Source organism: Caballeronia sp. S22, assembly GCF_964261745.1.
GTDB lineage: Bacteria > Pseudomonadota > Gammaproteobacteria > Burkholderiales > Burkholderiaceae > Caballeronia > Caballeronia jiangsuensis.
Map to the genome: position 1 here is coordinate 1,545,963 of NZ_OZ180035.1, position 13,409 is coordinate 1,559,371.

12 protein-coding genes are annotated in these 13,409 nt (G+C 64.2%); 10 read left to right on the forward strand and 2 right to left on the reverse strand.

Going from position 1 to position 13,409, the window contains the following annotated elements:
* Positions 1–10: 10 nt before the first annotated feature.
* Entirely contained in the window at positions 11–844 is an 834-nt protein-coding gene (locus tag ACEN42_RS07255) for an outer membrane protein assembly factor BamD (RefSeq protein ID WP_187604624.1), read from the reverse strand.
* 86 nt (positions 845–930) lie between these two features.
* On the opposite strand from ACEN42_RS07255, the gene ACEN42_RS07260 reads away from it, so the two are divergent.
* The 6 genes from ACEN42_RS07260 to phaR all read left to right on the forward strand — a co-directional run bounded on the left by ACEN42_RS07260 (position 931) and on the right by phaR (position 8,086).
* Positions 931–2,094: an RluA family pseudouridine synthase gene (locus ACEN42_RS07260; protein ID WP_371881008.1), complete on the forward strand. Its 1,164-nt coding sequence runs from the start codon at positions 931–933 to the stop codon at positions 2,092–2,094.
* Positions 2,091–2,927, forward strand: coding sequence for a peptidoglycan editing factor PgeF (gene pgeF, locus ACEN42_RS07265; protein ID WP_371881009.1), 837 nt, complete (start codon positions 2,091–2,093; stop codon positions 2,925–2,927). The genes ACEN42_RS07260 and pgeF overlap by 4 nt, the downstream gene beginning before the upstream one ends.
* A 329-nt stretch (positions 2,928–3,256) precedes the next feature.
* Positions 3,257–5,269, forward strand: coding sequence for a class I poly(R)-hydroxyalkanoic acid synthase (gene phaC / locus ACEN42_RS07270; protein WP_371881010.1), 2,013 nt, complete (start codon positions 3,257–3,259; stop codon positions 5,267–5,269).
* 77 nt (positions 5,270–5,346) lie between these two features.
* Positions 5,347–6,528 carry an acetyl-CoA C-acetyltransferase gene (locus ACEN42_RS07275; protein ID WP_187603757.1) on the forward strand — a complete coding sequence of 394 codons (1,182 nt, stop codon included), beginning with the start codon at positions 5,347–5,349 and terminating at the stop codon, positions 6,526–6,528.
* Between the two features lie 84 nt (positions 6,529–6,612).
* The gene (locus ACEN42_RS07280; RefSeq protein ID WP_035500981.1) at positions 6,613–7,353 is read left to right on the forward strand and encodes a 3-ketoacyl-ACP reductase; all 741 of its coding nucleotides are present in this window, start codon (positions 6,613–6,615) and stop codon (positions 7,351–7,353) included.
* A gap of 157 nt (positions 7,354–7,510) precedes the next feature.
* Entirely contained in the window at positions 7,511–8,086 is a 576-nt protein-coding gene (gene phaR / locus ACEN42_RS07285) for a polyhydroxyalkanoate synthesis repressor PhaR (RefSeq protein WP_035500980.1), read from the forward strand.
* A gap of 67 nt (positions 8,087–8,153) precedes the next feature.
* On the opposite strand, the gene ACEN42_RS07290 is transcribed toward phaR, so the two are convergent.
* Entirely contained in the window at positions 8,154–8,939 is a 786-nt protein-coding gene (locus ACEN42_RS07290; protein ID WP_371881011.1) for a hypothetical protein, read from the reverse strand.
* Positions 8,940–9,189: 250 nt separating this feature from the next.
* On the opposite strand from ACEN42_RS07290, the gene rimO reads away from it, so the two are divergent.
* The 4 genes from rimO to ACEN42_RS07310 are packed head-to-tail and all read left to right on the forward strand — an operon-like array spanning position 9,190 to position 13,359.
* Positions 9,190–10,527, forward strand: a complete 1,338-nt coding sequence (gene rimO, locus ACEN42_RS07295; protein WP_371881012.1) for a 30S ribosomal protein S12 methylthiotransferase RimO — start codon at positions 9,190–9,192, stop codon at positions 10,525–10,527.
* A 3-nt stretch (positions 10,528–10,530) separates the two neighbouring features.
* A complete protein-coding gene (locus tag ACEN42_RS07300) occupies positions 10,531–11,454 on the forward strand; it encodes a sugar kinase (RefSeq protein ID WP_187604629.1) in 924 nt (307 codons plus the stop codon).
* Between the two features lie 55 nt (positions 11,455–11,509).
* A complete protein-coding gene (gene bktB / locus ACEN42_RS07305; protein WP_371881013.1) occupies positions 11,510–12,694 on the forward strand; it encodes a beta-ketothiolase BktB in 1,185 nt (394 codons plus the stop codon).
* 11 nt (positions 12,695–12,705) lie between these two features.
* Positions 12,706–13,359, forward strand: a complete 654-nt coding sequence (locus tag ACEN42_RS07310) for a hypothetical protein (protein WP_371881014.1) — start codon at positions 12,706–12,708, stop codon at positions 13,357–13,359.
* Positions 13,360–13,409 lie beyond the last annotated feature (50 nt).

The following is a 13,409-nucleotide window of genomic DNA, read 5'->3' on the forward strand; positions in this document are numbered from 1 at the left end:
CCTGCGTGGCTTACCAGATCTGATACCAGGGCTTGTCGGCGCCCGCGCGGCGTTTGCCCGTCACATACGGGCTGTCCGGGAAGGTCGCGGCGAGCACGCGCTTGGTGTCGTCGGCGAGTTGCGGCTGATCGAGCTTCTCGTACGACAGCATCATGATGTGCAGCGCGTCTTCCGTCGCCGGCGCGTTGCGGTACTCGCGAATCGCGAGTTGCGCGCGGTTGATGGCGGCCACGTACGCGCCCCGGCGGTAGTAGTAATCCGCAGCGTGCACTTCGTGCGATGCGAGCGCGTTCACGATGTAGCGCATGCGCTGCGCGGCATCGGGCGCGTACTTGCTTTGCGGATATTTGTCGACGACGACCTTGAATGCGTCATAGGACTCGCGCAGCGACTTCGGGTCGCGCTCGCTCATGTCCTGACCGGAGAAGCGGCCGAAGAGGCCGAGGTCGTCGTTGAAGTGGATCATGCCCTTGAGATAGTACGCATAAGCGATCTCGGGATGATCCGGGTGCAGCTTGATGAAACGATCGATGGCCTGGTCGGCGTTGGCGGTTTCGCTATCCTTCCAGTCGCAATACGCGACGTTGATCTGCGCCTGCTGCGCGAAATGGCCGAACGGGTCGCGGCCTTCGAGCGCTTCGAAATACTTCGCGCACTTGCCCCAGTCGCTGCCGGATAGCGCGTCCTGAGCCTCCGTATATAATTTGTTGTTGTTCCACGTTGCCGTTTCGTCGGTCTTCTCGGGCAGGCCGTGACAGGCCGTTACGATGGCGACGCTCGCGGCCAGCGCCAGATACTTGATGGATTGACGCATCGAGAGATGAATGGTGTTGAAGGCTCGCATCAGTGCTTGCTGTTCCTGGCTGATTCTCGCTGTTCTAGCTGTATTTCCGGCGCGGCTTCCGTTTCATGCCGCCGAATCTCGTTCAAATGACCCGCTCAAGTACTCGTCGTACCAAAGACCAACTCAAAGATTATAGCCCATGCGACCCCGGCCACGACTCGGCATCGCCCGATTCGACCGGCAGCGCGGGCCGCGAAGCGACGCGCGAGGCGCACGTGCCCGACGAACTCGCGGGCGAGCGGCTCGACAAGGTGCTCGCCAAAGTCTTCCCCGAGTTTTCGCGCAGCCGGCTGCAGGGCTGGATCGAGGAGGGGCGCGTGCTCGTCGATGGCGCGGGCGCGAAAGTGCGCCAGCCCGTGCCGCTCGGCGCGACGATCACGCTCGTGCCCGATCTCCTGCCCGAACAGCTCGCCTTCGCGCCCGAGCCGGTGCCGCTGCATATCGTGTACGAGGACGAGACGCTCGTCGTCATCAACAAGCTCGCGGGCATGGTGGTGCATCCGGCCGCGGGCAACTGGAGCGGCACGCTGCTCAATGGCCTCCTGCATCGTTACGGCGATGCCGCCGCCGGCCTGCCGCGCGCGGGCATCGTGCATCGGCTGGACAAGGAAACGTCCGGCCTGATGGTCGTCGCGCGCACGCTCGAGGCGCAGACCGATCTGGTGCGCCAGTTGCAGGCGCGCACGGTCAAGCGCCGCTATGTCGCGTTCGTGTGGGGCAACATGCCCGACGAAGGCACGATCGACGCGCCGATCGGCCGCGATCCGCGCGAGCGCACGCGCATGGCGGTCGTGAAGACGGCATCGGGCAAGCCCGCGCGTACGCACTTCCGCACCATCGACCGGACCACGTGGCACGGTCAGCCCGTCAGCGCGATTCATTGCGATCTGGAAACGGGCCGCACGCATCAGATTCGGGTGCATTGCGCCCATATCCAGCATCCGCTGCTCGGCGATCCGGTGTACGGACACGCGCGCGGCAAGCGCTCCGTGAAGCCGCTGCCCAACGATTTCGCGCGTCAGGCGCTGCACGCGTGGCGGCTCGGCCTGATTCATCCCGCGACGGGCAAGGAAGTGCATTGGCGCGCGGACGTGCCCGAGGACATCGCGGCGCTCGCAGCGGAGCTCGGCTTCGGACAGGACGAGGAAGTCGAGTTCGACGAGGATGAGGGCTTCGCCGAAGTCTATGAGATGGGCGAGGGCGAAGAAGACGACTGGGACGACGAAGAGAGCGAGGACGACGAAGCATGACCACCGACGCCGCCGAACTGCAATCGAAAGACTGCGTGTTGCCGCAATGGAATGTGTCACCGCGCGTGCGCGCGTTCGTCACGACGCGCGCGGGCGGCGTGAGCGATGCGCCCTACGATGGCGGCGCGCCCGGCGCGGGCGGCCTCAACCTCGGCTTCTCGTCCGGCGATGCGCCCGACGCGGTGAAGGAAAACCGCCGCCGCGCGCTCGCATCGACAGGTCTGCGCAACGCCGCGTGGCTCGAACAGATTCACGGCACGCAGGTCGAAGATGGGCACGCGGTCATCGAACGCCTCTCGCTTGGCGAGCGCACGCGCGCCGACGCCAGCGTGACGGATCGCGCGGGCGTCGTGTGCGTCGTGATGACGGCCGATTGCCTCCCAGTACTTTTCTGCGACGACGACGGTCGCGCGATCGGCGCAGCGCATGCAGGCTGGCGCGGTCTTGCCGGCGGCATCGTCGAGAAGACGGGCGAGCGCGTGGCGGCGCTCGCGGGCGTGCCGGCATCGAAGCTCAATGCGTTTCTCGGGCCGGCAATCGGGCCGCAAGCGTTCGAAGTGGGCGAGGACGTGCTCGATGCGTTCGTCGCGGCGGCGCGGCCGGATCGGCGTGACGCGACGAAGGCCGCGTTCAGTCTTATCGACGGCACGCCCAACAAATATCTCGCGGATATCTATGCGCTCGCGCGCCTGCGCCTGGCCGACCTCGGCGTCGGCGCCGTGCGCATTCATGGCGGCACGCATTGCACCGTCACGGAGAAAGAGCGCTTTTATTCGTACCGTCGCGATCGCGTGACCGGCCGCATGGCAGCGATGATCTGGCTCACCGATTAAACGATTGGCTATTGGCAATCGTCTCGGAAGATACGCGACAAGCATTTCCCGCCGATGACTAAACCTCATGCGAAACGCAATAATTCGCATGGGGGAAAACGATAATTAAAAAAATATCGCACTGCGGCAAAATCGGGACGAAGCATTGACATGCCTGACATCCTGGAGCAAGAATGTTCCTGGAATTCAACCAATCGGGCACGGCGTAGCAAGGCACACACTTGCCGCGCGCATAAGGCGCACCAATACTTGCGCGCTGGTCGAGGAAAGCCCGGCGATGCCTGCATCAGCAATCCAAGTCTTGCGAGACTCACAGGTCAATAGCGGGTATGGCTTCCAAATCAACTTCCTCATCTTCCCGCTCCCGTACCGCCGACAGCACCTCGGCCGAAGCATCATCCGCCGATACGACTGGCGTACAGCAGGCGTTCGATCAATGGCTGAACGCCTGGCGTTCCGTCGCTGATCCTTCGCAATGGTCGAAATTCACTCAACAGACGAATACCGCAAGTGATGCGGCGGCAGCGCCGTTCGCTGCATTCGCCGATTTTGCCAAAGGCTTTTCGAACGGATTTCCATCGACGGCATTTCCGGCCGCATTCCCGACACCGGGCGCGATGCCGCAGATGCCCGATTTCAGCAAAATGAACGGCCTCGCGGAGTTCGCCAAGCTCGCGAGCAGCATGCCGGGCTTCGGCGCGGCGATGCAGGGATTGCCCACGCTGCCGAAGATTCCGACCGCCGCGATCGCTCCCGAACGACTCCATGAATTGCAGAGCAGCTATTCGCGCGACGCCGCCGATCTGCTCAAGCAGGCGGGCGCGCAAAGCATCGATCCGAGCGCGCTGAAGGACCGGCGCTTTACCGATACCTCCTGGCAAACCACGCCCGCCTACGCGTTCACCGCCGCGTGGTATTTGCTGAACGCGCGCTATCTGCAGGAACTCGCGGATGCGGTGCAGAGCGATCCGAAGACGCGCGAGCGCATCCGCTTCGCCGTGCAGCAATGGGCCGCCGCCGCCGCGCCGAGCAATTTCCTCGCGCTCAATCCCGATGCGCAGAAGACGCTCATCGAAAGCAAGGGCGAAAGCCTGCGCCAGGGCATGATGAATCTGCTGAACGACATGCAGCGCGGCAAGATTTCGCAGTCGGACGAATCGCGCTTTCTCGTCGGCAAGAACATCGCGTCGACGGAAGGTTCGGTCGTGTACGAGAACGATCTCGTGCAACTGATCCAGTACAAGCCGCTCGCGCCGAACGTGTACGCGCGCCCGCTTCTGATCGTGCCGCCGTGCATCAACAAGTTCTACATCCTCGATTTGTCGCCGGAAGGCTCGCTCGTGCGCTATGCGCTCGAAGAAGGGCATCAGGTATTCATTCTGTCGTGGCGCAATGCGGATCAGTCGATCGCGCACAAGACGTGGGACGACTACGTCGAAGAGGGCGCCCTCGAAACGATCCGCGTCGTGCAGGAGATCAGCGGCGAGGACAAGATCAATACCCTCGGCTTCTGCATCGGCGGCACGATCCTCGCGACCGCGCTCGCGGTGGCAAAGGCGCGCGGCGAGGAGCCGGCCGCATCGATGACGCTGCTCACCTCGATGCTCGACTTCTCCGATACGGGCGTGCTCGATGTCTTCGTCGACGAGGCGCACGTGCAGATGCGCGAGCAGTCGATCGGCGGCAAGGGCGGCGCGCCTGCCGGCCTCATGCGCGGCATCGAGTTCGCCAACACGTTCTCGTATCTGCGTCCGAACGACCTGGTCTGGAATTATGTCGTCGACAACTACCTCAAGGGCCGCACGCCGCAAGCGTTCGATCTGCTCTTCTGGAACAGCGATTCGACGAACCTGCCGGGCCCGATGTGCGTCTGGTATCTGCGCAACACATATCTCGAGAACAAGCTGAAGACGCCGCACGCGCTGACGGTGTGCGGCGAGTCGATCGACCTGTCGCGCCTCACGCTGCCGACCTTCATCTACGGTTCGCGGGAAGACCATATCGTGCCGTGGAAATCGGCTTATGCGTCCGCGCCGGTTCTCAGCGGTCCGCAGAAGTTCGTGCTCGGCGCGTCCGGTCATATCGCGGGCGTGATCAATCCGCCGTCGAAGAACAAGCGCAGCTTCTGGATGATCGACAGCGACGACGAGCGTCTGCCGGAAGATCCCGATGCGTGGTTCGATGCCGCGGCGGAGCATCCCGGAAGCTGGTGGCCGGCCTGGTCGAAGTGGCTCGCCGAAAACGCGGGCGAGCGGGTCAAGGCGCGCGCGGCACAGGGATCGAAGGCTCACCCGGTAATCGAGGCCGCACCCGGCCGTTACGTACTGGAACGCGATGTGTGAGCGGCGTCTGACCGTGTGCGAGAGCGCATGGTGCCGTTCCGAATCGCATTAACATTCGATGCCAAAAGGAAACTGAAATGACTGACGTAGTGATCGTATCGGCCGCGCGTACGGCGGTAGGCAAGTTCGGCGGCTCGCTCGCGAAGATCGCGGCGCCGGAGCTGGGCGCGACGGTAATCAGGGCGGTTCTGGAGCGCGCGGGCGTAAAGCCGGACCAGGTAAGCGAAGTGATTCTGGGCCAGGTGCTCGCGGCCGGCTCGGGCCAGAACCCGGCGCGCCAGTCGCTCATCAAGGCCGGTTTGCCCGACATGGTTCCGGGCATGACGATCAACAAGGTCTGCGGCTCGGGCCTGAAGGCGGTGATGCTGGCGGCCAACGCGATCATCGCGGGCGACGCGGAGATCGTCATCGCGGGCGGTCAGGAAAACATGAGCGCCGCGCCGCACGTGCTGCCGGGCTCGCGCGACGGCTTCCGCATGGGCGATGCGAAGCTGATCGACACGATGATCGTCGATGGCCTGTGGGACGTCTATAACAACTACCACATGGGCACGACGGCCGAGAACGTCGCGAAGGAATTCGGCATCACGCGCGAGGATCAGGACAAGTTCGCGGCGCTGTCGCAGAACAAGGCGGAAGCCGCGCAGAAGTCGGGCCGTTTCAACGACGAAATCGTGCCGGTCTCGATCCCGCAACGCAAAGGCGAGCCGCTGCAGTTCGCCACCGACGAATTCGTGCGCCACGGCGTGACGGCCGAAGCGCTTGCGGGCCTGAAGCCCGCGTTCTCGAAGGAAGGCACGGTGACGGCGGCGAATGCGTCGGGCCTCAACGACGGCGCGGCGGCGGTCGTCGTGATGTCGGCGAAGAAGGCCGAGGCGCTGGGTCTGACGCCGCTCGCGCGCATCAAGGCGTACGCGAACGCGGGCGTCGATCCGAAGATCATGGGCATGGGCCCGGTGCCGGCATCCAAGCGCTGTCTGGAGCGCGCGGGCTGGTCGGTGAACGATCTGGACCTGATGGAAATCAACGAGGCGTTCGCGGCGCAGGCGCTGGCAGTGCACAAGCAGATGGGCTGGGATCAGTCGAAGATCAACGTGAACGGCGGCGCGATTGCGATCGGTCACCCGATCGGCGCATCGGGCTGCCGGATTCTCGTCACGCTGCTGCACGAAATGCAGAAGCGCGATGCGAAGAAGGGTCTTGCGTCGCTGTGCATCGGCGGCGGCATGGGTGTCGCGCTGGCGCTGGAACGTCCGTAAGTCACTGGCGGTCGATGGCGGGAATGGGAAGGGCCAGCGGGCGGCAAGGAGATCGCCGTCCGCATAACGAAAATGGAGAGCGGAATGACGAAGCGCGTAGCGTATGTAACCGGCGGGATGGGCGGCATCGGCACCAGCATCTGCCAGCGTCTGCACAAGGACGGCTTCACGGTCGTCGCGGGCTGCGGCCCGAACTCGCCGCGCCGGGTGAAATGGCTGGAAGACCAGAAGACGCTCGGATTCGACTTCATCGCCTCGGAAGGCAACGTCGGCGACTGGGAATCGACCAAGAATGCGTTCGACAAGGTGAAGGCCGAAGTCGGCGAGGTCGATATCCTCGTGAATAACGCGGGCATCACGCGCGACGTCGTGTTCCGCAAGATGACGCACGAAGACTGGACCGCGGTCATCGACACGAACCTGACGAGCCTCTTCAACGTGACGAAGCAGGTCATCGACGGCATGGTCGAGCGCGGCTTTGGCCGCATCATCAACATTTCGTCGGTGAACGGCCAGAAGGGGCAATTCGGCCAGACGAACTACTCGACCGCCAAGGCCGGCATTCACGGCTTCACGATGGCGCTCGCGCAGGAAGTGGCCACCAAGGGCGTGACGGTCAACACGGTGTCGCCGGGCTATATCGGCACGGACATGGTGAAGTCGATTCGCCCCGAAGTGCTGGAGAAGATCGTCGCGACGATTCCCGTGCGGCGTCTCGGCACGCCTGACGAGATCGGTTCGATCGTCGCGTGGCTCGCGTCCGACGAATCCGGTTTCTCGACCGGCGCGGACTTCTCGCTGAACGGCGGCTTGCATATGGGCTGACGGGCGGCGGCTTCCCGCGACGCCTTTCATGCGCGCGGGAAGCCGCCACTCGCCGGGGTACATCAACGATGCGGCGAACATGCAGCAGCGCTTTTTTGCGACAACGCAAGACCTGCTTGCTGCCATCGCAGTAAAGTTTTGCGTTTAAAGGCGTTAAATGACCACCACTACTACTACAAAGAAAGCCGCCGAACGACTTATCAAAAAGTATCCGAACCGTCGGCTGTATGACACGGAAACGAGCACCTACATCACGTTGTCGGATGTGAAGCAGCTCGTGCTCGATCAGGAAGACTTCAAGGTGCTCGATGCGAAGAGCAACGACGACCTCACGCGCAGCATCCTTCTGCAGATCATTCTGGAGGAGGAGAGCGGCGGCCTGCCGATGTTTTCATCGGTGATGCTTTCACAGATCATCCGCTTCTACGGTCACGCGATGCAGGGCATGATGGGCACGTATCTGGAAAAGAACATCCAGGCGTTCATCGACATCCAGCAGAAGCTGACCGAGCAGAGCAAGGGCATCTACGACGGCAACGCGCTCAATCCGGAAGTCTGGTCGCAGTTCATGAACATGCAGGCGCCGATGATGCAGGGCATGATGACGAGCTACATCGAGCAGTCGAAGAACATGTTCGTGCAGATGCAGGAGCAGATGCAGACGCAGGCGAAGTCGATGTTCAACACATTCCCGTTCCCGACGCCCACGCCGCCGTCGACGGAGAAGAAGTAATCCATTTCAGGCGCGCGTTCGGGCGCCGGGTTGGCGCGCCCGGTGCGAGCGAGCGCGCGTCGGATGCCTAGAGTCCGCCTATCGCTCTTGCCGGGTCCTGCGCCCACGCCGCGCCGAAATCTCCGCGATAGGTGTACGAGCCGTGGTGCGCGAGCTTCGAGCGGGCATCCACGTAGACCTTTCCGCCCAGATCGCGCCAGCGGCGGCAAAACGCGTAGTCCTCGGAAAGATAGCGTCCGGTTTCGCGCTCGACCATCACGTCGAAGAAGCGATGACAGTGGCCATGCAGCGGCGAGCCGGGCGGCGCGTCCGGCGTGTATTGCAGTTCGGGCATCCGCGCGATCATCGTTTCGAGCACCGCGCGGCGAATGCACATGAAACCCGTCGGCGCTTCGGTGACTTCCAAGAAACCGTCGGCGTCGATCTCGAGGTGCGCGCCCGCGTGCGAGTTGACCGGATAGCGCAACGCGCGCGTCAGAAACTGCTCTTGCGTGAGGCCGGCGGGAATGTCGCCCGTCCAGTCGATGCGCTTGAGCGGATAAACGCCCGTGACGACATCGCGATCCGCCAGCAACAATCGCAGCGCCTGGTCCGGTGTGAAGCCGATATCGGCATCGATCCAGAAAAGATGCGTGTGCTGCTTCTGCGCGAGGAAATGCGCGACGGCTTCGTTGCGCGCGCGGGTCACGAGACTTTCGCCGGAGAGGATGCGCACCGAGCCTTGCACGCCGAGACGCCAGAGCTCGTTGGTGAGGGCGAGCATGCTGGTGGCGAAGCCGGAGGTCACCTGGCCGGAATAGCAGGGCGTCATGAAAAGGGGATTGAAGTGGCGCAGAGCGGAGTCGTCGAGCATGAGAACGGGTTATGTGTGAGCCGGAAGCGGCGAAAAGGGCGCCGAGTCTGCGGCGTCCGGCCCACGAAGGGAATGGGACAAGGACGGAAAGCGTCCCGATGGATATCGGCCGTTCCGGACCGGCGAAACCGTGCCATCGGCACTCCGGGGTAAAATGTTGGATTGGCCTCGCGCGTCCCCACAAGACACTGTTCCCGTGAAAAATTCTTTAGATTCAACCGCCAGAACGACTCCCGCGCCGAAAATCGGCATGGTGTCGCTTGGCTGCCCGAAAGCGCTCGTCGATTCCGAGCAGATCATCACCCAGTTGCGCGCCGAAGGTTACGAAATCTCCGGCACCTATGACGGCGCGGACCTCGTCGTCGTCAACACCTGCGGCTTCATCGACGAAGCCGTGCAGGAAAGCCTCGACGCCATCGGCGAGGCATTGAGCGAGAACGGCAAGGTCATCGTCACCGGCTGCCTCGGTGCGAAAAAGAGCGCGAGCGGCTCGGGCCTCATCGAGGAAGTGCATCCGAAAGTGCTCGCCGTCACCGGTCCGCACGCGACCAATGAAGTGATGAACGCCGTGCACACGCACCTGCCGAAACCGCACGACCCGTTCACCGATCTCGTGCCGCCCGCCGGCATCAAGCTGACGCCGCGCCATTACGCGTATCTGAAGATTTCGGAAGGCTGCAATCATCGCTGCACGTTCTGCATCATTCCGTCGATGCGCGGCGATCTCGTGTCGCGCCCCGTCGCCGAAGTCATGCTCGAAGCGGAAAATCTCTTCAAATCCGGCGTCAAGGAACTGCTCGTCATCTCGCAGGACACGAGCGCATACGGCGTCGACGTGAAGTACCGCACGGGCTTCTGGAACGGCAAGCCGCTCAAGACGCGCATGACCGATCTCGTCGGCGCGCTCGGTGAGCTGGCCGCGCAATACGGCGCGTGGGTGCGGCTGCACTATGTCTATCCGTATCCGAGCGTGGACGACGTAATCCCGATGATGGCCGAAGGCCCGCTGCGCGGCCACGTGCTGCCGTATCTCGACGTGCCTTTCCAGCACGCGCATCCCGAAGTGCTGAAGCGCATGAAGCGCCCGGCCAACGCCGAGAAGGTGCTCGAACGCGTGAAGACGTGGCGTGAAATCTGTCCCGATCTGACCATCCGCAGCACGTTCATCGCAGGCTTTCCGGGTGAGACGGAAGAGCAGTTCCAGACGCTCTTGGACTTCCTCGAAGAAGCGGATCTGGATCGCGTCGGCTGCTTCGCGTACTCGCCGGTCGAAGGCGCCACCGCGAACGAACTCGACGGCGCGCTGCCCGACGAAGTGCGCGAGGAACGCCGCGCGCGCTTCATGGAACTGGCCGAAGAACTTTCGGCGAAGCGCATGACGAAGAAGGTCGGCAAGACGCTGAAGGTGCTCGTCGATGAAGTGAGCACGGACGGCGGCATCGGCCGCACGGCGGCGGATGCGCCGGAAATCGACGGCGTCGTGTACATCGCGCCGGCGACGAAGGCATCGAAGCGCTACAAGGCCGGCGACTTCGTGTCGGTGAAGATCACCGGCGCCGATGGCCACGATCTCTGGGGCGAGGTGTAAGCCATGCCGCAAACGCCGCAAATTCTCGCGCTCGGCGAGGCGATGATCGAGTTCAATCAGTCGACGCGCGATCAGCCGGACTATCTGCAAGGCTTCGGCGGCGACGTCTCCAACTTCCTGATCGCGGCATCGCGCCAGGGCGCGGCGACGGGCTTCGTGTCGGCAGTCGGCAACGATCACTTCGGGCAATTGCTGCTCGATCTGTGGCGTTCGGAAAACGTCGATACCTCGACGGTTCGCGTGGACCACGACGCTCCCACGGGCGTCTACTTCGTGTCGCACGGCGAGAACGGGCATCGCTTCGACTATCTGCGCGCGGGCTCGGCGGCGAGCCGCTACGCGCCGTCGCATCTGCCGCTCGACGCGATCGCCGCCGCGAAGGTCGTGCATCTGTCGGGCATCAGCCTCGCGATCGGCGTGGCGGCGTGCGACGCCGCGCTCGCCGCGATCGATCACGCGCGCACGCACGGCGTGAAGGTGAGCTTCGACACGAACCTGCGCCTGAAGCTGTGGCCGCTCGCACGCGCACGCGCCGTCATGCTCGAAGCGATCCGCTCGACGGATATCTGTCTGCCGAGCTGGGACGACGTGACCTTGCTCACGGGTCGCGAGGACAAGGACGCGATCGTCGACGCGCTGCTGAATCTCGGCCCGAAGGTCGTGGCGCTGAAGCTCGGTAAGGAAGGCGCGTATATCGCGACACCCGACGAGCGGCGCGTCGTGCCGGGCCGCGTCGTCAAGGCGGTCGATGCGACCGGAGCGGGCGATTGCTTCGGCGGCGCGTTCATCGCGCGCATCGTCGCGGGCGACGATCCTTTTACCGCGGCGCGCTATGCCAACGTCGCGGCGGCTTTGTCGACGCAAGGCTTCGGCGCAGTCGCACCGATCCCGGACAAGGCAACCGTCGAGCGCGCGCTCGGCGAATGACGAATCGATCATCGAACGAGTTACCAGATCAACACAACCCAGCGGAGACGGCAACATGCAACGTGAAGTAGTGGTGGTAAGCGGCGTGCGCACGGCAATCGGCGATTTCGGCGGCGCGCTGAAGGACTTTTCCCCGACCGATCTCGGCGCGCGCGTCGTGCGCGAGGCGCTTTCGCGGGCGAATGTCGCGGGCGATGAAGTCGGCCACGTGGTGTTCGGCAACGTCGTTCATACCGAGCCGCGCGACATGTATCTCGCACGCGTCGCGGCGCTCGACGGCGGCGTTTCGCAGCACGCGCCCGCGCTGACGGTGAACCGCCTGTGCGGCTCGGGACTGCAGGCGATCGTCTCGGCGTCGCAGTCGATTCTGCTCGGCGATGCGGATGTCGCGATCGGCGGCGGTGCGGAAAACATGAGCCGCGCGGCGTACATCATGCCCGCCGCGCGCTTCGGCCAGCGCATGGGCGACACGCGCATCGTCGACATGATGGTCGGCGCGCTAAACGATCCGTTCGACAAGATCCACATGGGCGTGACGGCCGAGAACGTCGCGCAGAAGTTCGGCATCACGCGCGAGATGCAGGACGCGCTCGCGCTCGAATCGCATCGTCGCGCGGCGAAGGCGACCGAAGCCGGCTACTTCAAGGAACAGATCCTGCCGATCACGCTCGCGTCGAAGAAGGGCGACACCGTGTTCGACCGCGACGAGCACGTGCGCATGAACGCGACCGCCGAAGACTTCGCCAAGCTCAAACCCGTGTTCGTGAAGGAGAACGGCACGGTGACGGCGGGCAACGCGTCGGGCATCAACGACGCGGCGGCGGCCGTCGTGCTGATGGAGCGCGGCGTCGCGGAGAAGCGCGGTGCGAAACCGCTCGCGCGCCTCGTCGCCTACGCACATTCGGGCGTCGATCCGAAGATCATGGGCATCGGCCCGGTTCCCGCGACGCAGAAGGCGCTGGAGCGCGCGGGCCTGACCGTGAACGATCTCGACGTCATCGAAGCGAACGAAGCGTTCGCCGCGCAGGCGTGCGCCGTGTCGCAGGAACTGAAGCTCGATCCCGCGAAGGTCAATCCGAACGGCTCGGGCATTTCGCTCGGGCATCCGATCGGCGCGACCGGCGCGCTCATCACCGTGAAGGCGCTGTACGAGCTGCAGCGCATCGGCGGGCGTTACGCGCTCGTGACGATGTGCATCGGCGGCGGGCAGGGCATCGCGGCGATCTTCGAGCGCATTTGAAGGACCGAAGGATGACGCAAAGCAAGACCGGGCCGCGCCTTTACGCGGCCTTCGCGATCTCGGCCGCGCTGGTTGCGCTGGCCGGCTGCAATTCGCCGATGCCGCCGGGTTCGTCCGGCGCGTCCGGCGTCATTCCAGTCGATCAGCGCGAACCGTCGGGCGCCGATGCGCACGGCGCGCAGGCCGCCATCAAGGAGCTTGCGCTGCCGCCGCAGAAGCCGCTGACGCCGAACGCGGAATACGCGCGGTTTCCGCGCTATGTCGGCACGCTCGGCGACAGGCAGATCGAGATGAAGCTCGGCGCGAAAACCGACGAGCCGTCCGGCGTGCATGGCGAATACAAGTTCGCGGGCAGCCCGAACGTGATTCTGGTCGCGGGCGATCGCGATGGCGACACGCTCGAGATCGAGGAATCGAACGACGGCACGCATATCACGGGCAACTGGGTCGGCAAGTTCGCGCCGGACGGCAGTGTGTCGGGCGAGCGCATGGACCCGGACGAATCGAACGCGCAGCCGTTCGATCTGCGCCCGGCGGTGCCCGGCAAGGCCTTGCCGCCGATGGGCGCGGCCAAGGCGCCGGCCGCGCCGTCGCTTGAACCTGCTCCGCCCGCGCCGCCGAAGAATTCCGTGGGCGGCACGAGCAACGTCATCATCGGCGAATAGGCTGTCTCGTCTACACGCCGCCGGGCGTTTCCGGCGGCGGCTTTTCCTTA

Excerpts from the sequence above, each read along its gene's own strand:
- ACEN42_RS07255 (WP_187604624.1), bottom strand. The coding sequence starts at position 844 with ATGCGAGCCTTCAACACCATTCATCTCTCGATGCGTCAATCCATCAAG.
- ACEN42_RS07260 (WP_371881008.1), top strand. The coding sequence starts at position 931 with ATGACCCGCTCAAGTACTCGTCGTACCAAAGACCAACTCAAAGATTAT.
- pgeF (WP_371881009.1), top strand. The coding sequence starts at position 2,091 with ATGACCACCGACGCCGCCGAACTGCAATCGAAAGACTGCGTGTTGCCG.
- phaC (WP_371881010.1), top strand. The coding sequence starts at position 3,257 with ATGGCTTCCAAATCAACTTCCTCATCTTCCCGCTCCCGTACCGCCGAC.
- ACEN42_RS07275 (WP_187603757.1), top strand. The coding sequence starts at position 5,347 with ATGACTGACGTAGTGATCGTATCGGCCGCGCGTACGGCGGTAGGCAAG.
- ACEN42_RS07280 (WP_035500981.1), top strand. The coding sequence starts at position 6,613 with ATGACGAAGCGCGTAGCGTATGTAACCGGCGGGATGGGCGGCATCGGC.
- phaR (WP_035500980.1), top strand. The coding sequence starts at position 7,511 with ATGACCACCACTACTACTACAAAGAAAGCCGCCGAACGACTTATCAAA.
- ACEN42_RS07290 (WP_371881011.1), bottom strand. The coding sequence starts at position 8,939 with ATGCTCGACGACTCCGCTCTGCGCCACTTCAATCCCCTTTTCATGACG.
- rimO (WP_371881012.1), top strand. The coding sequence starts at position 9,190 with ATGGTGTCGCTTGGCTGCCCGAAAGCGCTCGTCGATTCCGAGCAGATC.
- ACEN42_RS07300 (WP_187604629.1), top strand. The coding sequence starts at position 10,531 with ATGCCGCAAACGCCGCAAATTCTCGCGCTCGGCGAGGCGATGATCGAG.
- bktB (WP_371881013.1), top strand. The coding sequence starts at position 11,510 with ATGCAACGTGAAGTAGTGGTGGTAAGCGGCGTGCGCACGGCAATCGGC.
- ACEN42_RS07310 (WP_371881014.1), top strand. The coding sequence starts at position 12,706 with ATGACGCAAAGCAAGACCGGGCCGCGCCTTTACGCGGCCTTCGCGATC.